The sequence below is a fragment of the Pseudomonas sp. FG47 genome, from assembly GCF_057809115.1.
The window spans coordinates 53,934-72,966 of sequence record NZ_JBMDJI010000014.1 but is presented as its reverse complement, the minus strand read 5'-3'; the positions used below and the strand labels follow the sequence as shown (position 1 = coordinate 72,966).

At 61.7% G+C, this 19,033-nt stretch carries 16 protein-coding genes and 2 tRNA genes; 1 reads left to right on the top strand and 17 read right to left on the bottom strand.

Features of this window, described 5'->3' with window-relative positions; translation table 11 throughout:
• Nucleotides 1-8 precede the first annotated feature (8 nt).
• From nusA to rlmE, 10 genes are all read right to left on the bottom strand, one after another.
• On the bottom strand, nucleotides 9-1,490 hold the full coding sequence (gene nusA / locus ACODS5_RS13035) for a transcription termination factor NusA (RefSeq protein WP_134691574.1): 1,482 nt from the start codon (nucleotides 1,488-1,490) through the stop codon (nucleotides 9-11).
• Between the two features lie 59 nt (nucleotides 1,491-1,549).
• Nucleotides 1,550-2,008 (bottom strand): ribosome maturation factor RimP, encoded by a 459-nt coding sequence (rimP, locus tag ACODS5_RS13030; RefSeq protein WP_167659473.1) that lies wholly within the window; start codon nucleotides 2,006-2,008, stop codon nucleotides 1,550-1,552.
• A gap of 129 nt (nucleotides 2,009-2,137) precedes the next feature.
• Nucleotides 2,138-2,214, bottom strand: a tRNA-Met gene (locus tag ACODS5_RS13025).
• Nucleotides 2,215-2,312: 98 nt separating this feature from the next.
• Nucleotides 2,313-2,398: transfer RNA gene (locus ACODS5_RS13020), tRNA-Leu, on the bottom strand.
• A 21-nt stretch (nucleotides 2,399-2,419) separates the two neighbouring features.
• Complete coding sequence (gene secG, locus ACODS5_RS13015; RefSeq protein WP_134691576.1) at nucleotides 2,420-2,812, bottom strand: preprotein translocase subunit SecG; 393 nt, start codon at nucleotides 2,810-2,812, stop codon at nucleotides 2,420-2,422.
• Nucleotides 2,813-2,816: 4 nt separating this feature from the next.
• Nucleotides 2,817-3,572 carry a triose-phosphate isomerase gene (tpiA, locus tag ACODS5_RS13010; protein ID WP_489108870.1) on the bottom strand — a complete coding sequence of 252 codons (756 nt, stop codon included), beginning with the start codon at nucleotides 3,570-3,572 and terminating at the stop codon, nucleotides 2,817-2,819.
• 66 nt (nucleotides 3,573-3,638) lie between these two features.
• Nucleotides 3,639-4,979 carry a phosphoglucosamine mutase gene (gene glmM, locus ACODS5_RS13005; RefSeq protein WP_134691578.1) on the bottom strand — a complete coding sequence of 447 codons (1,341 nt, stop codon included), beginning with the start codon at nucleotides 4,977-4,979 and terminating at the stop codon, nucleotides 3,639-3,641.
• 16 nt (nucleotides 4,980-4,995) lie between these two features.
• Nucleotides 4,996-5,847, bottom strand: coding sequence for a dihydropteroate synthase (gene folP, locus ACODS5_RS13000; protein WP_489108869.1), 852 nt, complete (start codon nucleotides 5,845-5,847; stop codon nucleotides 4,996-4,998).
• A gap of 8 nt (nucleotides 5,848-5,855) precedes the next feature.
• Nucleotides 5,856-7,763: an ATP-dependent zinc metalloprotease FtsH gene (gene ftsH, locus ACODS5_RS12995; protein ID WP_134691580.1), complete on the bottom strand. Its 1,908-nt coding sequence runs from the start codon at nucleotides 7,761-7,763 to the stop codon at nucleotides 5,856-5,858.
• Nucleotides 7,764-7,966: 203 nt separating this feature from the next.
• Nucleotides 7,967-8,593 (bottom strand): 23S rRNA (uridine(2552)-2'-O)-methyltransferase RlmE, encoded by a 627-nt coding sequence (gene rlmE / locus ACODS5_RS12990; RefSeq protein ID WP_167070160.1) that lies wholly within the window; start codon nucleotides 8,591-8,593, stop codon nucleotides 7,967-7,969.
• 102 nt (nucleotides 8,594-8,695) lie between these two features.
• Here rlmE and yhbY point away from each other — a divergent pair, with 102 nt between their 5' ends.
• Nucleotides 8,696-9,004 (top strand): ribosome assembly RNA-binding protein YhbY, encoded by a 309-nt coding sequence (gene yhbY, locus ACODS5_RS12985; RefSeq protein WP_489108868.1) that lies wholly within the window; start codon nucleotides 8,696-8,698, stop codon nucleotides 9,002-9,004.
• Between the two features lie 122 nt (nucleotides 9,005-9,126).
• On the opposite strand, the gene ACODS5_RS12980 is transcribed toward yhbY, so the two are convergent.
• The 7 genes from ACODS5_RS12980 to dnaK all read right to left on the bottom strand — a co-directional run bounded on the left by ACODS5_RS12980 (nucleotide 9,127) and on the right by dnaK (nucleotide 18,933).
• Nucleotides 9,127-9,591: an MFS transporter gene (locus ACODS5_RS12980; RefSeq protein ID WP_489108867.1), complete on the bottom strand. Its 465-nt coding sequence runs from the start codon at nucleotides 9,589-9,591 to the stop codon at nucleotides 9,127-9,129.
• Nucleotides 9,569-10,051 (bottom strand): transcription elongation factor GreA, encoded by a 483-nt coding sequence (gene greA / locus ACODS5_RS12975; RefSeq protein ID WP_081255197.1) that lies wholly within the window; start codon nucleotides 10,049-10,051, stop codon nucleotides 9,569-9,571. The genes ACODS5_RS12980 and greA overlap by 23 nt, the downstream gene beginning before the upstream one ends.
• Nucleotides 10,048-13,269 (bottom strand): carbamoyl-phosphate synthase large subunit, encoded by a 3,222-nt coding sequence (carB, locus tag ACODS5_RS12970; protein ID WP_134691583.1) that lies wholly within the window; start codon nucleotides 13,267-13,269, stop codon nucleotides 10,048-10,050. Before carB ends, greA begins: the two co-directional genes overlap by 4 nt.
• 104 nt (nucleotides 13,270-13,373) lie before the next feature.
• Nucleotides 13,374-14,510, bottom strand: a complete 1,137-nt coding sequence (gene carA, locus ACODS5_RS12965) for a glutamine-hydrolyzing carbamoyl-phosphate synthase small subunit (protein ID WP_134691584.1) — start codon at nucleotides 14,508-14,510, stop codon at nucleotides 13,374-13,376.
• Nucleotides 14,511-14,847: 337 nt separating this feature from the next.
• Complete coding sequence (gene dapB, locus ACODS5_RS12960) at nucleotides 14,848-15,654, bottom strand: 4-hydroxy-tetrahydrodipicolinate reductase (RefSeq protein WP_134691585.1); 807 nt, start codon at nucleotides 15,652-15,654, stop codon at nucleotides 14,848-14,850.
• 13 nt (nucleotides 15,655-15,667) lie between these two features.
• On the bottom strand, nucleotides 15,668-16,792 hold the full coding sequence (dnaJ, locus tag ACODS5_RS12955) for a molecular chaperone DnaJ (protein ID WP_134691586.1): 1,125 nt from the start codon (nucleotides 16,790-16,792) through the stop codon (nucleotides 15,668-15,670).
• A 212-nt stretch (nucleotides 16,793-17,004) separates the two neighbouring features.
• Nucleotides 17,005-18,933, bottom strand: a complete 1,929-nt coding sequence (gene dnaK / locus ACODS5_RS12950) for a molecular chaperone DnaK (RefSeq protein ID WP_134691587.1) — start codon at nucleotides 18,931-18,933, stop codon at nucleotides 17,005-17,007.
• Between the last annotated feature and the right edge of the window lie 100 nt (nucleotides 18,934-19,033).

The window sequence follows — 19,033 nt, the reverse complement described above, 5'->3', positions numbered from 1 at the left end:
GCGCCTAATTACTCGAACCAGTGGGCTCGGGCGGCCATGATCAACTTGCCGGCACGCTCTTCGTCGATGCCGTCGATGTCGAGCAGGTCGTCAATCGACTGCTCGGCCAGGTCTTCGCGGTTAACCACGCCGCGCACCGCCAGTTCCGCCGCCAGGTCCTTGTCCATGCCCTCGAGGGAGAGCAGGTCTTCGGCCGGATGGGCGTCTGCCAGTTTTTCTTCGGTAGCGATGGCTTTGGTCAACAAACGGTCCTTGGCACGAGCGCGCAGCTCATTGACGATGTCCTCGTCAAAGCCATCGATGTTGAGCATTTCTTCCAACGGTACGTAAGCAATTTCTTCGAGGCTGGTGAAGCCTTCGTCGACCAGCACCTGTGCCAGCTCTTCGTCGACTTCCAGTTCCTCGATGAAGTTACGCAGGATGTCGCCTGTCTCAGCCTGTTGCTTGGCCTGGATGTCCTTCTCGGTCATCACGTTCAGGGTCCATGCAGTCAGCTGGCTGGCCAGACGGACGTTCTGGCCGCCACGTCCGATGGCCTGGGCCAGGTTGTCCTCGGCCACGGCGATGTCCATCGCATGGGCATCTTCATCAACGATGATCGCGGCAACCTCTGCCGGCGACATGGCGTTGATGACGAACTGCGCCGGGTTCTCGTCCCACAGGACGATATCCACACGCTCGCCACCCAGCTCGCCGGATACGGCCTGGACGCGCGAACCGCGCATGCCGATGCAGGCACCTTGCGGGTCGATGCGCTTGTCCTTGGAGCGGACGGCGATCTTGGCACGCGAACCCGGATCACGGGAGGCGGCCATGACTTCGATGAGGCCTTCGGCGATTTCCGGCACTTCGATGCGGAACAGCTCGATCAGCATCTGCGGCGCAGTGCGCGACAGGATCAGCTGTGGGCCGCGGTTCTCGGTGCGGATTTCCTTGAGCAGCGCGCGCAGGCGCACGCCGACCCGGAAGGTCTCACGGGGAATGATGTCTTCGCGGGCCAGCAACGCCTCGGCGTTGTTGCCCAGGTCGACGATGACGTTGTCGCGAGTGACTTTCTTCACGGTGCCGGAGATGATCTCGCCGACACGCTCGCGGTAGGCGTCGACCACCTGGGCGCGCTCGGCCTCGCGGACCTTCTGCACGATGACCTGCTTGGCGGTCTGGGCGGCGATGCGGCCGAATTCGATCGACTCGATCTTCTCTTCGATCACGTCACCGACCTTGGCGTCCGGGTGCGTGTCCTGGATCTTTTCCAGCCAGGTCTCGATCGCCGGATCGTCCAGGTCGTTTTCGTCGACCACGGTCCAGCGGCGGAAGGTCTCGTAGCTACCGGTGTGGCGGTTGATTTCCACACGCAGGTCGACTTCGTCCTCAAAACGTTTTTTGGTTGCAGTGGCCAAGGCCACTTCCAGCGCTTCGAAAATGACGCCTGGCGGTACACCTTTCTCGTTGGATACCGATTCAACAACCAGCAGTACTTCTTTGCTCATCGTACGCCTCGCCTTGCGCAAGCCATTGGCCCCGGAACATCCGCCGGGCCCGGCACGTCTCAGTCAAAACTGGGAATAATATTGGCCTTGTCGATCGAGTCGATCGGCAGCAGGAACTCCTGGTTGTCCACCTGGACCACCACATCCTGCTCCTCCACACCACGGAGAAGGCCCTGGAAGTTACGACGACCCTCGAAGGGTGAACGCAGCTTGATCTTCACTTGTTCGCCGGCATGCGAGGCAAACTGTTCCAGAGTGAACAGTGGGCGATCCATGCCAGGCGAAGAAACTTCGAGGGTGTATTCACTGCTGATCGGATCTTCCACGTCGAGAATGGCGCTGGCCTGACGGCTGACCGCTTCGCAGTCCTCCACCAGGATGCCGCCATCCTTGTCGATGTAGATGCGCAGTACCGAATGCTTACCCTGGGAAACGTATTCGATCCCCCAGCACTGATAGCCCAGACCCTCGACCACCGGGGCCAACAAGGCCTGCAACTGTTCTAGCTTGCTCGACACCTGAACCCCCTCGTGCATGCTGTGCAAATAAAAAATGGGCGAAGCGCCCATCCCTGAAAGCGCCGTTGGACAACGGCGCCGAAAACTGTCGGCTAGCAAAAAGCCCCTGAAAAGGGGCTCTGCTGAAGCTGGTTGCGGGGGCTGGATTTGAACCAACGACCTTCGGGTTATGAGCCCGACGAGCTACCAAGCTGCTCCACCCCGCGACAAAGCTGGGGCGAAAGTATAAGACCGAACCCTGTGCAGGGTCAATCCAACCTCCACCTGCAAGAAAGCCCGCTAAAGCGGGCTCTCATGCTTCAATTGGTACCGAGAAGGGGACTCGAACCCCTACACCCTATGGGCACAACCACCTCAAGGTTGCGTGTCTACCAATTCCACCACCTCGGCAATACTACTTCTTGAAACCCGTTACTGCTGCTCTTTGGCCGGAGGAGGTACGTCACCAGTGTTGGTGGTTTCGCTCTTCTGCTGCTGGAGCACCGGTACATCATCATTGACTGCCGGCTTTGACTCTTTGACTTCCAGCACTGCTGGATCTGGCAGACCAGCTTGAGTCAGCTGGTGAGCCTGCTGCTTGGCGAAGTATCCTAACCCAAGTGCAGTCAAAAAGAAAGTGGCAGCAAGTATAGCAGTAACTTTACTCAAAAAGGTAGCGGAACCTTGGCTTCCGAACACAGTATTTGAAGCACCTGCGCCGAAAGATGCACCTGCTTCCGCACCTTTACCCTGTTGCAACAGCACCATAACTACCAGTGACAGCGCCGCCAACAGATGAAAAACAACTACGACTGTTTCCAGCATTTGTTCAGTTTCCTGCGGCGCGACAAATTGCACCGAATTCGTCTGCGTTCAGGGAAGCTCCACCAATGAGCCCCCCATCGATATCCGGCATGCCGAACAGTTCGGCCGCATTGGCCGCCTTCACGCTGCCGCCGTAGAGAAGCTGCACACCTTCTGCAACTTCGGCGTCCTTCGCCGCCAACTGCTTGCGGATGGCTGCATGCACATCCTGAGCTTGCTGTGGCGAGGCCGTCAAACCAGTACCGATGGCCCAAACAGGCTCATAGGCAATAACTGCATTGGCGAAAGCCTTGATACCGAACACATCGATAACACTGCTTAGTTGACGCCCTACAACTTCAAGCGTCTCGCCGGCTTCGCGCTCTGCGAGAGTTTCCCCTATACAGAGCACTGGCGTCAAACCACTTTGCTGCGCCGCTGCAAACTTTTGATTCAGCACTTCGTCACTTTCGCCAATAACCTGGCGACGCTCGGAGTGCCCAACCAGCACATACTTGCAACCGACTTCAGCCAACTGACTCGGGGCAACTTCGCCGGTCAGTGCGCCTTGTTCAGGCTGTACCGCAGAATTCTGTGCGCCTACGCTGATTCCTTTGCCTTCCAGGCCATCGATCACTTGATTGATGAACAAGGACGGTGGAAACACCGCGACTTCCACACCGCTTGGCAGGGACAGATTGCCCAAGCCCTGGGTCAGCTCTACGACGCTAGCGCGGGTACCGTGCATCTTCCAGTTACCAGCTACCATGGGGCGACGCATGCTTTACCTCGTCGGTCAAAGTGGGCGCAGATCTTACCCAACCCGATCTGCGCTGGCAAGCCTCTTTCAGGCACAAACTTCCTCGACCAGCTTGGCCAGGGCTTCGGCATGGCCGCGCACCTGGCTTTCGTCGTCACCCTCGACCATCACCCGCACCAACGGCTCGGTGCCAGACTTGCGCAACAGCACGCGCCCGCGCCCGGCCATGGCTTCGGTGGCCTTGGCGCTAGCCTCCTTGACCAGGGGGTTTTCCAGCGGATCGTCCTTGCCCGCGGCGAAGCGCACATTGATCAGTACCTGCGGGCACTTGCGCACCGCTTGGCGCGCCTGGGCCAGGTTCTCGCCGCGACGCTTGAGCGCCATCAGCACCTGCAGCGCGGCGATGATCGCATCACCGGTCGTGGTGTGGCTGGCGCAGACGACGTGGCCAGAGTTCTCGCCGCCCAGCAGCCAGTCGCGCTCGAGCAGCTCGGCCATGACATAGCGGTCACCGACCTTGGCGCGCACGAACGGGATATCCAGCTCCTTGAACGCCAACTCCAGGCCCAGGTTGCTCATCAGCGTGCCAACCACGCCACCCTGGAGCTTACCGCGCTCTTGCATGTCGCGACCGATGATGAACAGCAGTTCGTCACCATCGACGATGGCGCCGGTGTGGTCGACCATCAGCACCCGGTCGCCGTCACCATCGAAGGCGATACCCATGTCGGCGTGACCGACCAGCACCGCCGCCTGCAACGACTCGATATGGGTCGAGCCACAGCCTTCGTTGATGTTCAGGCCGTCCGGCGCAGCGTGCAACACCGTTACCTCGGCACCCAACTCGCGGAACACGCTCGGCGCCACCTTGTAGGTGGCGCCATGGGCGCAATCGACGACGATCTTCAGCCCTTCGAAGCTGGTGCTGCTGGGCACGCTGCTCTTGCAGAACTCGATATAGCGTCCGGCCGCGTCATTGATGCGCGAAACCTTGCCCAGCTTGCTCGACTCGACCACGGTCATCGGCTGATCGAGCAGTTCCTCGATCATCAGTTCGACTTCATCCGGCAGCTTGGTGCCGGCGCCGGAGAAGAACTTGATGCCGTTATCGTCGTGCGGGTTGTGCGAAGCACTGATGACGATGCCGGCTTCGGCGTGGAAGGTGCGGGTCAGGTAGGCGATGGCCGGGGTCGGCATCGGCCCAAGCAGCATCACATCGGCGCCGGCCGCGGAAAGCCCGGCCTCCAGCGCGGATTCGAACATGTAGCCGGAGATTCGCGTGTCCTTGCCCACCAGCACACGGCAGTTACCCTGCTTGCGGAAGGCCATGCCCGCGGCCCAGCCGAGCTTCAGCATGAAGTCGGGGGTAATCGGGAATTGGCCGACGCGACCACGGATACCATCGGTGCCAAAGTATTTTCTGCTCATAGTGACTCCAATGTTCTTATTCGGCGTTCTGTACCGCGGCGATCATGCGCACCACGTCGACGGTTTCCGCCACGTCGTGCACCCGCAGGATGCTCGCGCCCTTGCTCATGGCCAGGGCGGCCAGGGCCAGACTGCCGTAGAGCCGCTCGCCGACCGGACGGTCCAGCGTGAGGCCGATCATGCTCTTGCGCGAAACACCCACCAACAGCGGGCGCCCAAGGCGATAGAGCGCTTCCATGTGCTTGAACAGGCTGAGGTTGTGCTCAAGGGTCTTGGCAAAACCGAAGCCTGGGTCGAGGACGATGCGTTCGGCAGCGATGCCGGCTGCCGCGCAGGCGGCCATACGCTGTTCAAGATAGCGCGTGACATCGGCAGTCACATCCTCGTAGTGCGGATTGTCCTGCATGGTGCCCGGCTCGCCACGCATGTGCATCAGGCACACCGGCAAGCCGGTATCTGCCGCGGCATCCAGCGCACCATCGCGCTCCAGGGCGCGCACGTCGTTGATCAGGCCAGCGCCCAGACGGGCCGACTCACGCATCACCGCAGGCGTCGAGGTATCGACGGAGATGATCACATCAAGCCGGCTGCTGATCGCCTCGACGATCGGCGCCACGCGCTCCAGCTCCTGTGTCGGTGAAACCGCACGGGCGCCTGGGCGGGTGGATTCGCCACCGACATCGACCAAGGTCGCCCCTGCCGCCACCATCGCCTCGGCATGGCGTAACGCAGCGTCTCGCTGGCTATAGCGCCCGCCGTCGGAGAAGGAGTCGGGGGTGATATTGAGGATACCCATGACATGGGTACGGGACAAATCAAGAACCCGGTTGCCGCAAGGCAACCGGGTCGGGTACTGCTGTGAGGTCATAGAAACCCTTAGTGTTGAGCCGCTGGACCGCCAATCGGCGATTCCGGACGATCATCCTGGGAAGCCGGCGTGCCGCTGGTGCCAGCATCGTTGTCCCAGTCGCGCGGCTCGCGCGGGGTGCGACCAGCCATGATGTCGTCGATCTGATCGGCATCGATGGTCTCGTACTTCATCAAGGCCTCGGCCATGGCGTCGAGCTTGTCGCGGTTGTCGGTGAGGATCTGCTTGGCCGTGGCGTAGCATTGATCGATGATGCTGCGCACCTCGGAGTCGATCATCTTCGCCGTTTCACCGGAGACGCTGGCGTGCTGACTACCGGCACTGCGACCGAGGAACACCTCGCCCTCTTCTTCGGCGTACATCAGCGGGCCGAGTTTCTCGGACAGGCCCCACTTGGTGACCATGTTCCGGGCAATCTGGCTGGCACGCATGATGTCGTTGGACGCGCCGGTGGTGACACCGTCGAAGCCCAGGGTCATCTCTTCAGCGATACGGCCGCCGTAAAGCGAACAGATCTGGCTGATCAGCGCGCGCTTGGACAGGCTGTAGCGGTCCTCTTCCGGGAGGAACATGGTCACGCCCAGGGCACGGCCACGGGGAATGATCGAAACCTTGTAAACCGGGTCGTGCTCGGGCACGACACGACCGACGATGGCGTGACCGGCCTCGTGATAGGCAGTGTTCTGCTTTTCTTTCTCGGACATGACCATGGTCTTGCGCTCGGCGCCCATCATGATCTTGTCCTTGGCCAGCTCGAACTCCTTCATTTCCACCAGGCGCTTGCCAGCACGAGCAGCGAACAGCGAAGCCTCGTTGACCAGGTTGGCCAGGTCGGCACCGGAGAAGCCAGGCGTACCACGGGCGATGACCGCAGCGTTGACGTTCTCGCCAACCGGTACCTTGCGCATGTGCACCTTGAGGATCTGCTCGCGACCACGGATATCCGGCAGGCCGACCACCACCTGGCGGTCGAAGCGACCTGGACGCAACAGCGCCGGGTCGAGGACGTCCGGACGGTTGGTGGCGGCGATGACGATGATGCCATCGTTCATCTCGAAGCCGTCCATCTCCACCAGCAACTGGTTCAGCGTTTGCTCACGCTCGTCGTGACCGCCGCCCATGCCGGCACCACGATGGCGACCGACGGCATCGATCTCGTCGATGAAAATGATGCACGGCGCGTGCTTCTTGGCCTGCTCGAACATGTCACGGACACGGCTGGCACCCACGCCGACGAACATCTCGACGAAGTCGGAGCCGGAAATGGTGAAGAACGGCACCTTGGCTTCACCGGCGATGGCCTTGGCCAGCAGGGTCTTACCGGTACCGGGTGGGCCGACCATCAGCACGCCGCGCGGAATACGCCCGCCCAGACGCTGGAACTTGCCCGGGTCGCGCAGGAACTCGACCAGCTCGCCGACCTCCTCCTTGGCCTCGTCGCAGCCCGCGACGTCAGCCAGGGTGGTCTTGACCTGGTCTTCGGAGAGCAGGCGCGCCTTGCTCTTGCCGAAGCTCATCGGGCCGCCCTTGCCGCCGGCACCGCCCTGCATCTGACGCATGAAGAACATGAACACGGCGATGATCACCAGGATCGGGAAGCTGGCCACCAGCAGTTGGGTCCAGATGCTCTGCTGCTCGGGCTGCTTGCCTTCGACGGTGACATGATTGTCGACCAGGTCGCCGATCAGGCCGTTGTCGGTGATGGCCGGGCGCACGGTCTTGAAGTTGTCGCCATCGGTGCGCTTGCCGGTAATGATGTAGCCGTCGACGGTCACGCGCTCGACCTTGCCATCCTTGACCTGCTGGATGAAGTCGGAATAGTTGAGGGTCTGCGGCTCGTTAGGGCTGGAGAAGTTGTTCATCACCGTCACCAGGACGGCGGCGATGATCAACCAGAGGATCAGATTCTTTGCCATGTCGTTCAATTCGCTACCCTCTGAGGCCGGCGCACGACGCAGCCGTGCCTCGCATGATATTCATCGCCCTAACTTACTACATTACCCACGCATCCGCAGGCACCGTCTGTAACCCTTTGTGAAAGCTAGACTACACGAAGTTCGGACGATCCAGACGGGGCGGCCGATTGGAAATAACTATCGGCAACCCCGCAGCACGCCTTTCACACTCCTTTGAAACCTTTGCCCAACAGGTACTGTTCGCGGGAGCGATCCCGCGAGGACGACGGCTTGCGCATCTGCACCTTGTCGAACTTGCTGCGCACGTCCTTGAGGTACATGTCGAAACCTTCGCCCTGGAAGATCTTGATCAGGAAATCCCCGCCGGGCTTGAGCACGCGGGTCGCCAGATCCAGGGCCAGTTCACAGAGGAACATGGCGCGCGGCATGTCCACCGCGGGCGTACCACTCATATTGGGGGCCATATCGGAAATCACAAGGTCCACGTGCGAATCGCCGACCGCCTGGAGGATCTGCTGCAGCACTTCGTCCTGGGTGAAATCGCCCTGGATGAAGGTCACATCGGGGATCGAGTCCATTTCCAGGATGTCCGAGGCGATCAGGCGGCCCTGGCCACCAATCAGACGACTGGTCACCTGCGACCAGCCTCCGGGGGCCGCGCCGAGGTCGATGACGCTCATGCCGGGACGGATCAGGCGGTCTTTCTCCTGGATCTCCAGCAGTTTGTAGCTAGCGCGCGAGCGGTAGCCATCCTTCTGTGCTTGCTTCACAAAAGGGTCGTTGAAATGTTCGCGCAGCCAGTTGGCGCTGCTTTTGGAACGTTGTACCACGGGGCACCTCGATGATATGCGTCGTGTTTGACTGGGCGGAGCCACAGGCCCTCGGGTAAAATGCCCGTCAATTTTACAGAATCAGACGAAAAGGGTCAGATTATGCCGCTCAATAACGAGCAGAAGAAGCAGTACAAATCGATTGGTCACGACCTGAAGCCGGTTCTGATCGTCGCAGGCAATGGTTTGAATGAAGGCGTCATCGCCGAACTGGAACGCGCCCTGACCGACCACGAACTGATCAAGGTCGAGATCCGCTCGGAAGATCGCGAGGAACGTGCCGCAGCCATCGCCGAACTGTGCAAGGCTGGCCGCGCCGAGCTGGTGCAGACCATCGGCAAGAAAGCGCTGATCTACCGCAAGAATCCGCAGCCGAACAAGCAGCTCTCCAACATCCACCGTTTCAAGTAACGGTGGCGCCTGTAGGAGCGGCCTTGCGTCGCGAAAGGACTGCGCAGCAGTCCCAGCGATATCCGCAGCGAAGCTGAAATCCGGGGGCCGCTACGCGGCCCTTTCGCGACACAAGGCCGCTCCTACACGTTCCGGGTCAAGCCAGGCTGGCGGCGCGCCCTGACCGGTACCGGCTGGGCCACCAGCACGATGCCGGAAAACCCCAGCACCAGGAAGCAGAACATCTGCCAACGCTCGCCCACGGAAATTCCGTAGCGCAGCGTGTAATAGCCAACACAGGCGCCAAGGCCGAGCAGCAACATCTGCCCACGAAACTGCCGCCACCAGGCCGTTAGGCCGTCCACCCTCGCCAATACCGCCAGCTGGGTCACCAGCCCGAGCATCGCCACGCCGATCAACCAGCGATCGATCTGCCCGGCGATGTCATGCACCAGCAACGGCGCCAGGCCGCTGACCTTGAGCGCCGGCACCAGGCCCACATGGAACACCCACAAGCCGCCAACCCAGAACACCTGGGCCAGCTGCCAGAGGATCCCCTCGAGGGATGGCGCCCGCAGGCGCCGGTCAGATGTGCTTGACTTCGACAATCTCGTACTCGACGGTGCCGCTTGGCGTCTTGACGACGACCGTGTCGCCCTCTTCCTTGCCGATGATCGCGCGAGCGATCGGCGCGCTCGCCGAGAGCTTGCCCTTCTTGATGTCAGCCTCGTCCTCGCCAACGATCTGGTAGGTCACCTGATCGCCAGTCTCGGTGTTTTCCAGATCGACGGTGGTGCCGAAGATCACCTTGCCGGTGTGGGCAATGGTGGTGACGTCGATCACGACCGAGTTCTGCAAGCGACCTTCAATATCACGGATACGCGCCTCGACCATGCCCTGCTCCTCGCGGGCGGCATGGTATTCGGCGTTTTCCTTCAGGTCGCCCAGCTCACGGGCCTCACCAATGGCCTGGCTCAGGCGCGGACGCTCGGTCTTGCTCAGGAACAGGTGCTCTTCTTCCAGGGCGCGAGCGCCCTGGACGGTCATAGGGTACTTGGTAATGCTCATGCTTTGAGTCCTGCATGCAGATCCTGCAGGCGACGAACGGTCTTTTCCGGACCGAATTTCAGCGCCTCGCAGATGGCTTCACCGGCCGCAATGGTGGTGGTGCAGTAAATCTTGTGCTGCAACGCATTGCGACGAATCGAGTAGGAGTCGGCGATCGACTGGCGGCCTTCGGTGGTATTGATGATCAGCGACACTTCGTCGTTCTTGATCATGTCGACCACGTGCGGGCGACCTTCGGTGACCTTGTTCACACGGCGCACTTTCAGGCCTGCGGCCTCGATCACCTTGGCGGTGCCGACAGTGGCGACCACTTCGAAGCCCAGTGCGATCAGGTCGCGGGCAACGCCAGCCACTTGTGGCTTGTCGTCGTCGCGCACGCTGATGAACGCGGTACCGCCGGTCGGCAGCACTTCGCTGGCACCCATCTGGGCCTTGGCGAAGGCTTCACCGAAGCTGTCGCCGACACCCATGACTTCACCGGTGGATTTCATCTCAGGGCCGAGGATCGGGTCAACCCCTGGGAACTTGGCGAACGGGAAGACGGCCTCCTTGACGCTGTAGAAGTTCGGGATGATTTCCTCGGTGAAGCCCAGCTCTTTCAGGGTTTTGCCGGCCATGACGCGGGCCGCGATCATCGCCAGCGAGGTGCCGATGCACTTGGAGACGAACGGCACGGTACGCGAAGCGCGCGGGTTGACCTCGATGACGTAGATCTTGTCGCCCTGCAGGGCCAACTGCACGTTCATCAGGCCGACCACGCCCAGTTCCAGGGCCATCTTCTTGACCTGTACACGGACCTCGTCCTGCACTTGCTTGCTCAGCGAGTAAGGTGGCAGCGAGCACGCCGAGTCACCGGAGTGAACGCCGGCCTGCTCGATATGCTGCATGATCGCGCCGATCACCACGTCGGTGCCGTCGCAAACCGCATCCACGTCCATCTCGATGGCGCAGTTGAGGAAGTGGTCGAGCAGCACCGGGCTGTCGTTGGAGACCTGTACCGCTTCACGCAGGTAGCGCTTGAGCTCATCCAGTTCGTAGACGATCTCCATGGCGCGACCGCCCAGCACGTACGATGGCCGCACGACCAGCGGGTAGCCAATGCCGCCGGCTGCGCTGATGGCTTCTTCTTCGCTGCGCACGGTGGCGTTTGGCGGCTGCAGCAGGTTCAGGCGCTGGACCATCTGCTGGAAACGCTCGCGGTCTTCGGCGCGGTCAATGGCGTCCGGGCTGGTACCGATGATCGGTACGCCGGCTTCTTCCAGGGCGCGGGCCAGTTTCAGCGGGGTCTGGCCGCCGTAGTGGACGATCACGCCCTTCGGCTTCTCGACGCGGCAGACTTCCAGCACGTCTTCCAGGGTCAGCGGCTCGAAGTACAGGCGGTCGGAGGTGTCGTAGTCGGTGGAGACGGTTTCCGGGTTGCAGTTGACCATGATGGTCTCGTAGCCGTCTTCACGCAGCGCCAGTGCCGCGTGTACGCAGCAGTAGTCGAACTCGATGCCTTGGCCGATACGGTTCGGGCCACCGCCCAGGATCATGATCTTGTCGCGGGTCGACGGGTTGGCCTCGCACTCTTGCTCATAGGTCGAGTACAGGTAGGCGGTGTCGGTGGCGAACTCGGCGGCGCAGGTGTCGACGCGCTTGTACACCGGGAACACTTCCAGCTTGTGGCGGTGACGGCGCAGGTTCTTGTCGGTGATGCCGAGCAGCTTGGCCAGGCGCTGGTCCGAGAAGCCCTTGCGCTTGAGGCGCAGCATGTAGTCCTTGTCGATCGCCGACAGGGCCAGGGTCTTGACCTTCTCTTCTTCCTTGATCAGGTCTTCCATCTGCACCAGGAACCACAGGTCGATGCCGGTCAACTGGAAGATTTCCTCGATGGTCATGCCCGAACGCATGGCGTCGGCCACGTACCAGATACGCTCGGCACCCGGCACGGTCAGTTCGCGCTTGAGGATGCTGGCGGCTTCCGGGCTGGCCAGGTCGACTTTCGGGTCGAGGCCGCAGGCGCCGACTTCCAGGCCACGCAGGGCTTTCTGCAGGGACTCCTGGAAGGTCCGGCCGATGGCCATGACTTCACCGACGGATTTCATCTGGGTGGTCAGGCGGGCATCGGCCTTGGGGAATTTCTCGAAGGCGAAGCGTGGCAGCTTGGTGACGACGTAGTCGATCGACGGCTCGAAGGACGCCGGAGTGCGACCGCCGGTGATGTCGTTCTGCAGTTCGTCGAGGGTGTAGCCGATGGCCAGCTTGGCGGCGATCTTGGCGATCGGGAAGCCGGTGGCCTTGGAGGCCAGCGCCGAGGAACGCGATACACGCGGATTCATCTCGATCACGACCATGCGCCCGGTGTTCGGGCAGATACCGAACTGCACGTTGGAGCCGCCAGTTTCGACGCCAATCTCACGCAGCACCGCCAGCGAGGCGTTGCGCATGATCTGGTATTCCTTGTCGGTCAGCGTTTGCGCAGGCGCGACAGTGATCGAGTCACCGGTGTGCACACCCATCGGGTCGAAGTTTTCGATGGAGCAGACGATGATGCAGTTGTCCTTCTTGTCGCGGACCACCTCCATCTCGTATTCCTTCCAGCCGATCAGCGATTCGTCGATCAGCAGTTCCTTGGTCGGCGACAGGTCCAGGCCACGGGCGCAGATTTCTTCGAATTCTTCACGGTTGTAGGCAATACCGCCACCGGTGCCGCCCATGGTGAAGGACGGGCGAATGATGCACGGGAAGCCGAGCTTCTCGAGGACCGCGTTGGCCTCTTCCATGCTGTGGGCGATACCGGAACGCGGGCACTCCAGGCCGATGGCCTTCATTGCCTTGTCGAAGCGCGAGCGATCCTCGGCCTTGTCGATGGTGTCGGCGTTGGCACCGATCATCTCGACGCCGAACTTTTCCAGAACGCCATGGCGCTCCAGGTCCAGGGCGCAGTTCAGCGCGGTCTGGCCACCCATGGTCGGCAGGACGGCGTCAGGACGCTCTTTCTCGATGATCTTGGCCACCGACTGCCACTTGATCGGCTCGATGTAGGTGGCGTCGGCCATGGCCGGGTCGGTCATGATGGTGGCTGGGTTGGAGTTCACCAGGATGACGCGGAAACCTTCCTCGCGCAGGGCTTTGCAAGCCTGGGCGCCGGAATAGTCGAATTCGCAGGCCTGGCCGATCACGATCGGGCCAGCGCCGAGAATCAGGATGCTTTTGATGTCTGTACGTTTTGGCATGGTTGTCACTCAAATCCGCGGGTCAGTCGGCAAGCCGTCTTGAACAATCTGGGTCAGGCGCTTCCGGGCGGCGCGAGCCGGCCCGGGGCCTTGATGCAGGATGCTCAGCGGCGCTTGGCCATGGCATCGATGAAACGATCGAACAGTGGCGCGACGTCGGTCGGGCCTGGGCTCGCCTCAGGGTGGCCCTGGAAGCTGAACGCGCTCTTGTCGGTGCGTTCGATACCCTGCAGGGTGCCGTCGAACAGAGACTTGTGGATGGCGCGGACGTTGCCCGGCAGGGTGGCTTCGTCGACGGCGAACCCGTGGTTCTGGCTGGTGATCATGACCACGCCGGTGTCCAGGTCCTGGACCGGGTGGTTGGCACCGTGGTGGCCATGGCCCATCTTCAGGGTCTTGGCGCCGGAGGCCAGGGCCAGCAGCTGATGGCCAAGGCAGATGCCGAACACCGGGGTCTGGGTTTCGAGAATCTCTTTGATCGCCTGGATCGCGTAGTCGCACGGCTCCGGATCGCCAGGGCCGTTGGACAGGAACACGCCATCAGGGTTGAGCGCGAGCACTTCGCTGGCCGAGGTCTGAGCCGGCACCACGGTCACGCGGCAACCACGTGCGACCAGCATGCGCAGGATGTTCAGCTTGACGCCGTAGTCGAAGGCAACCACGTGGTACGGCAGGTCGGCAGCGTCGATGGTCGGGTGGCTGTCGGTCTTCAGCTCCCACACGCTGGAACGCCACTCGTAGCGCTCCTTGGTGGAGACGACCTTGGCCAGGTCCATGCCCTTGAGGCCCGGGAAGGCACGGGCGGCGGCGATGGCCTGCTCTTCGGTGATGTCGTCACCGGCGAGGATGCAGCCGTTCTGGGCGCCTTTTTCGCGCAGGATGCGGGTCAGGCGGCGGGTGTCGATGCCGGCGATGGCGACGACGTTGTTGGCTTTCAGGTAGTCAGGCAGCGACTGGGTGTTGCGCCAGTTGCTGGCCAGCAACGGGAGGTCACGAATGACCAGGCCGGCGGACCAGACGCGATTGGATTCGGCGTCTTCTGGGGTGGTGCCGGTGTTGCCGATGTGCGGGTAAGTCAGGGTGACGATTTGCTGGGCGTAGGAAGGGTCTGTGAGGATTTCCTGGTAGCCGGTCATTGCTGTATTGAACACGACCTCACCAACGGTCTGACCGTCGGCTCCAATGGCTTCACCGCGAAAAATGCTGCCATCGGCAAGGGCGAGTATGGCTGGCTTAGTCAAGAAGACCTCCCGTAAATCAAGCCTGAAAGGGCGATCGCAGGTTGCAAAAAAGCGGAATGACGTATGGACACGTCACCCCGCTTTTATGCTGAATTAGTCTGCGCGCTTTTAGTGGACACACTAAAGCTGTAGCTTACAGAAAAATGCGTTTTGGGTCTACCTGGAATGTGTCTCTAAAACACAGGATTGCGACAGCAGAAATTACGTAATCATTGTAGGAGCGGCCTTGTGTCGCGAAAGGGCTGCGCAGCAGCCCCGGCAATTCTGAGTAACTCAGAGATCCAGGGGCCGCTGCGCGACCCTTTCGCGACACAAGGCCGCTCCTACAGGGGCCGCATCAATGCAGCTCGAGCACATCCTGCATGTCATACAGCGCAGGCTCACGCCCATCCAGCCACAGCGCCGCGCGCACCGCACCCTTGGCGAAGGTCATGCGGCTCGAGGCCTTGTGGGTGATCTCCAGACGCTCGCCATCGGCAGCGAACAGCACAGTGTGATCACCGACCACATCACCGGCACGCACGGTGGCGAAGCCGATGGTCTTGCGGTCACGGGCACCCGTCTGGCCTTCACGGCCATACACCGCCACTTCCTGCAGGTCACGCCCCAGCGCATTGGCAACCACTTCCCCCATGCGCAGCGCGGTACCCGACGGCGCATCGACCTTGTGTCGATGGTGGGCCTCGATGATCTCGATATCGACATCGTCACCCAGCACGCGCGCCGCCATGTCCAGCAGCTTGAGACTGAGATTGACGCCAACGCTGAAGTTGGCGGCGAAGACGATCGGAATGTCCTTGCCAGCCTCGACCAGCAGCGCCTTCTCCTCCACAGAGAAGCCGGTGGTGCCGATGACCATGGCCTTACCCGCCTTGCGGCAAAGCGCCAGGTTCTTCAGAGTCACCGACGGATGGGTGAAGTCGATCAGCACATCGAACTCGTCGACGACCTTGGCCAGGTCGTCGCAAATCGTCACGCCAATGCGGCCCAGGCCCGCCAGCTCACCGGCATCGGCACCGACCAGGGTGCTGTCCGGGCGATGGATCGCCGCGGTCAGGCCAGCCTTGGGCGCCTGCTGCTGCACCGCCTCGATCAGCACCTTGCCCATGCGCCCGGCGGCGCCCATCACTGCAATACGTCGCATAGCCTGTTCCTTCTCAGAGATCGCCGAAGAAGCGCTTCACGCCTTCGAACCAGCCACTGGCCTTGGGCGAGTGAGAGCTGTCGCCCTCGAGCGAATCGCGCAGCTCTTCGAGCAGCTCACGCTGGCGACGACTGAGGTTGACCGGGGTTTCCACCGCCACGCGGCACAGCAAGTCGCCTGCCGCACCACCGCGCACCGGTGCCACGCCCTTGCCGCGCAGGCGGAACTGCTTGCCGGTCTGGGTACCTTCGGGAATCTTCAGCTTCACCCGACCATCGAGGGTCGGCACTTCCAGCTCGCCGCCCAGGGCCGCGTCGGTGTAGCTGATCGGCACTTCGCAGTACAGGTGCTTGCCGTCACGCTGGAAGATCGGGTGCTCGCGCACGTTGACCACTACGTACAGGTCGCCGGTCGGGCCACCATGGGTACCTGCCTCGCCTTCGCCGGACAGGCGAATGCGATCGCCGGTGTCGACCCCGGCCGGGACCTTGACCGACAGAGTCTTGTACTCTTCGACGCGACCCTCGCCGTGGCACGAGGTGCACGGGTCGGTGATGATCTTGCCCTGGCCGTGGCAGCGCGGGCAGGTCTGCTGCACGGCGAAGAAGCCTTGCTGCATGCGCACCTGGCCGATACCGCCACAGGTCGGGCAGGTCGAGGGGGTCGAGCCCTTCTTGGCGCCGGAGCCATCGCACGGCTTGCAATTGACCAGCGTGGGCACACGGATATTGACCGTGGTACCGCGCACCGCCTCTTCGAGGTTGAGCTCAAGGGTGTAACGCAGGTCGCTGCCGCGCTGGGCACCGCCACGACCACCACCACGACTGCCGCCGAAGAAGTCACTGAAGACATCGCCGAAGATGTCGGAGAAGTTGGCGCCGCCAAAACCAGCACCGCCACCACCCATGCTTGGGTCGACGCCGGCATGGCCATACTGGTCGTAGGCCGCGCGCTTGCTGGCATCCGACAGCACTTCGTAGGCCTCGTTGGCCTCCTTGAACAGGTCTTCGGACTCTTTGTCGCCCGGATTGCGGTCCGGGTGGTACTTCATCGCCAGTCGGCGGTAGGCCTTCTTGAGATCACCTTCGGTGGCGCCGCGTTCGACACCCAGGACCTCATAAAAATCACGCTTTGCCATAGGTCATTTGCACTCTTTGGGGGCGGTCGGCATACCTCTGCGCTTCATGCGCCATGCCGTCAGCACCTGCCGCCATACGCGAATGCGCCCAGACAGATGCTGTAAATAATTCTCGTGTTCCAGACACGCCAACGCGGGAGCAAGCCCCCGCGCGGCGACATCCTACCAGTTCACCGGCAAACGGCGATGAACTGGCCGACAACATGCAGGGATTACTGCTTGTTGTTGTCTTTCACTTCCTCGAACTCGGCGTCAACCACGTCATCGTGCTTGGCTTCCGGCTCGGCCTGCTGCTGAGCGCCGCCCTGCGGTTGCTCGGCTTGCTGCTCGGCGTACATCTTCTGGGCAACAGGGGCCGAAACCTTGGACAGCTCCTCGACCTTGGCGTCGATGGCAGCCTTGTCATCGCCCTTGACGGCGGCTTCCAGGGCAACCACGGCGGCCTCGATGGCAGTCTTCTCTTCGGCGGTGACCTTGTCACCCGCTTCAGCGACCATCTTGCGGGTCGAGTGGACCAGCGCATCACCTTGGTTACGGGCGGCGGCCAGCTCTTCGAACTTGCGGTCTTCCTCGGCATTGGCCTCGGCGTCACGCACCATTTTCTCGATTTCTTCGTCGGACAGGCCGGAGTTGGCCTTGATCACGATCGACTGCGCCTTGCCGGTGGCCTTGTCCTTCGCACCGACGTGCAGGATGCCGTTGGCGTCGATGTCGAAGGTCACTTCGATCTGCGGCACGCCACGTGGAGCCGGCGGAATATCGGCCAGGTCGAACTTGCCCAGCGACTTGTTCTGCGAAGCTTGCTTGCGCTCGCCCTGCAGCACGTGGATGGTCACGGCGCCCTGGTTGTCATCGGCGGTCGAGAACACCTGCGACTTCTTGGTCGGGATGGTGGTGTTCTTCTCGATCAGCGCGGTCATCACGCCGCCCATGGTTTCGATACCCAGGGTCAGCGGGCTGACGTCCAGCAGCAGGACGTCTTTCACGTCACCGGCCAGTACGGCGCCCTGGATGGCAGCACCCATGGCGACGGCTTCGTCCGGGTTGACGTCCTTGCGCGCTTCTTTACCGAAGAAGTCGGCAACGGCTTTCTGCACCATCGGCATACGGGTCTGGCCACCGACCAGGATCACGTCGTCGATCTTGCTGGCATCGATGCCGGCGTCCTTCAGGGCGATGCGGCAAGGCTCGATGGTACGGTTGACCAGGTCTTCGACCAGCGACTCCAGCTTGGCGCGGGAGATCTTCACGTTCAGGTGCTTCGGACCGGTTGCATCTGCTGTGATGTACGGCAGGTTGACGTCGGTCGACTGAGCGGAAGACAGCTCGATCTTGGCCTTTTCAGCGGCTTCCTTCAGGCGCTGCAGGGCCAGGGGATCGTTCTTCAGGTCCATGCCGGACTCTTTCTTGAACTCGTCGACGAGGTAGTCGATCAGGCGCATGTCGAAGTCTTCGCCACCCAGGAAGGTGTCACCGTTGGTGGCCAGTACTTCGAACTGGTGCTCACCGTCGACTTCGGCGATTTCGATGACCGACACGTCGAAGGTACCGCCACCCAGGTCATAGACGATGACGGTGTGGTCGCCCTTGGCCTTGTCCATGCCGTAGGCCAGCGCGGCGGCGGTCGGTTCGTTGATGATGCGCTTCACGTCCAGGCCAGCGATGCGGCCGGCGTCCTTGGTCGCCTGGCGCTGGCTGTCGTTGAAGTAGGCCGGCACGGTGATGACCGCTTCGGTGACTGGCTCGCCGAGGTAGTCTTCGGCGGTCTTCTTCATTTTCTTCAGGACTTCGGCGCTGATCTGCGGCGGGGCCATTTCCTTGCCGGAGGCCTCGACCCAGGCGTCACCATTGCTGGCCTTGACGATCTTGTAAGGCACCAGCTTGATGTCTTTCTGCACGACATCTTCTTCGAAGCGACGGCCGATCAGGCGCTTCACCGCGAACAGGGTGTTGTGCGGGTTGGTGACCGCCTGGCGCTTGGCCGACTGGCCGACCAGGATTTCGCCGTCGTTGGCGTAGGCAATGATAGAAGGCGTGGTACGCGCGCCTTCGGCGTTCTCGATGACTTTGGCAGTGCCGTTTTCCAGCACGGAGACGCAGGAGTTGGTGGTCCCCAGGTCGATACCGATGATTTTACCCATGATGATTCTCCCGAAACTTGAATTTGGTGGCAGCGACTACTTTGGCCAACTGCAGTAATACTTGAAGGCTTGACACCTAGATGGGGGTGTCCCGACGGAT

Bases quoted from the DNA above. Each gene is read 5' to 3' on its own strand.
- nusA (WP_134691574.1), bottom strand. From the start codon at position 1,490: ATGAGCAAAGAAGTACTGCTGGTTGTTGAATCGGTATCCAACGAGAAA.
- secG (WP_134691576.1), bottom strand. From the start codon at position 2,812: ATGCTGGAAACAGTCGTAGTTGTTTTTCATCTGTTGGCGGCGCTGTCA.
- tpiA (WP_489108870.1), bottom strand. From the start codon at position 3,572: ATGCGTCGCCCCATGGTAGCTGGTAACTGGAAGATGCACGGTACCCGC.
- glmM (WP_134691578.1), bottom strand. From the start codon at position 4,979: ATGAGCAGAAAATACTTTGGCACCGATGGTATCCGTGGTCGCGTCGGC.
- folP (WP_489108869.1), bottom strand. From the start codon at position 5,847: ATGACCTCACAGCAGTACCCGACCCGGTTGCCTTGCGGCAACCGGGTT.
- ftsH (WP_134691580.1), bottom strand. From the start codon at position 7,763: ATGGCAAAGAATCTGATCCTCTGGTTGATCATCGCCGCCGTCCTGGTG.
- yhbY (WP_489108868.1), top strand. From the start codon at position 8,696: ATGCCGCTCAATAACGAGCAGAAGAAGCAGTACAAATCGATTGGTCAC.
- greA (WP_081255197.1), bottom strand. From the start codon at position 10,051: ATGAGCATTACCAAGTACCCTATGACCGTCCAGGGCGCTCGCGCCCTG.
- carB (WP_134691583.1), bottom strand. From the start codon at position 13,269: ATGCCAAAACGTACAGACATCAAAAGCATCCTGATTCTCGGCGCTGGC.
- dapB (WP_134691585.1), bottom strand. From the start codon at position 15,654: ATGCGACGTATTGCAGTGATGGGCGCCGCCGGGCGCATGGGCAAGGTG.
- dnaJ (WP_134691586.1), bottom strand. From the start codon at position 16,792: ATGGCAAAGCGTGATTTTTATGAGGTCCTGGGTGTCGAACGCGGCGCC.
- dnaK (WP_134691587.1), bottom strand. From the start codon at position 18,933: ATGGGTAAAATCATCGGTATCGACCTGGGGACCACCAACTCCTGCGTC.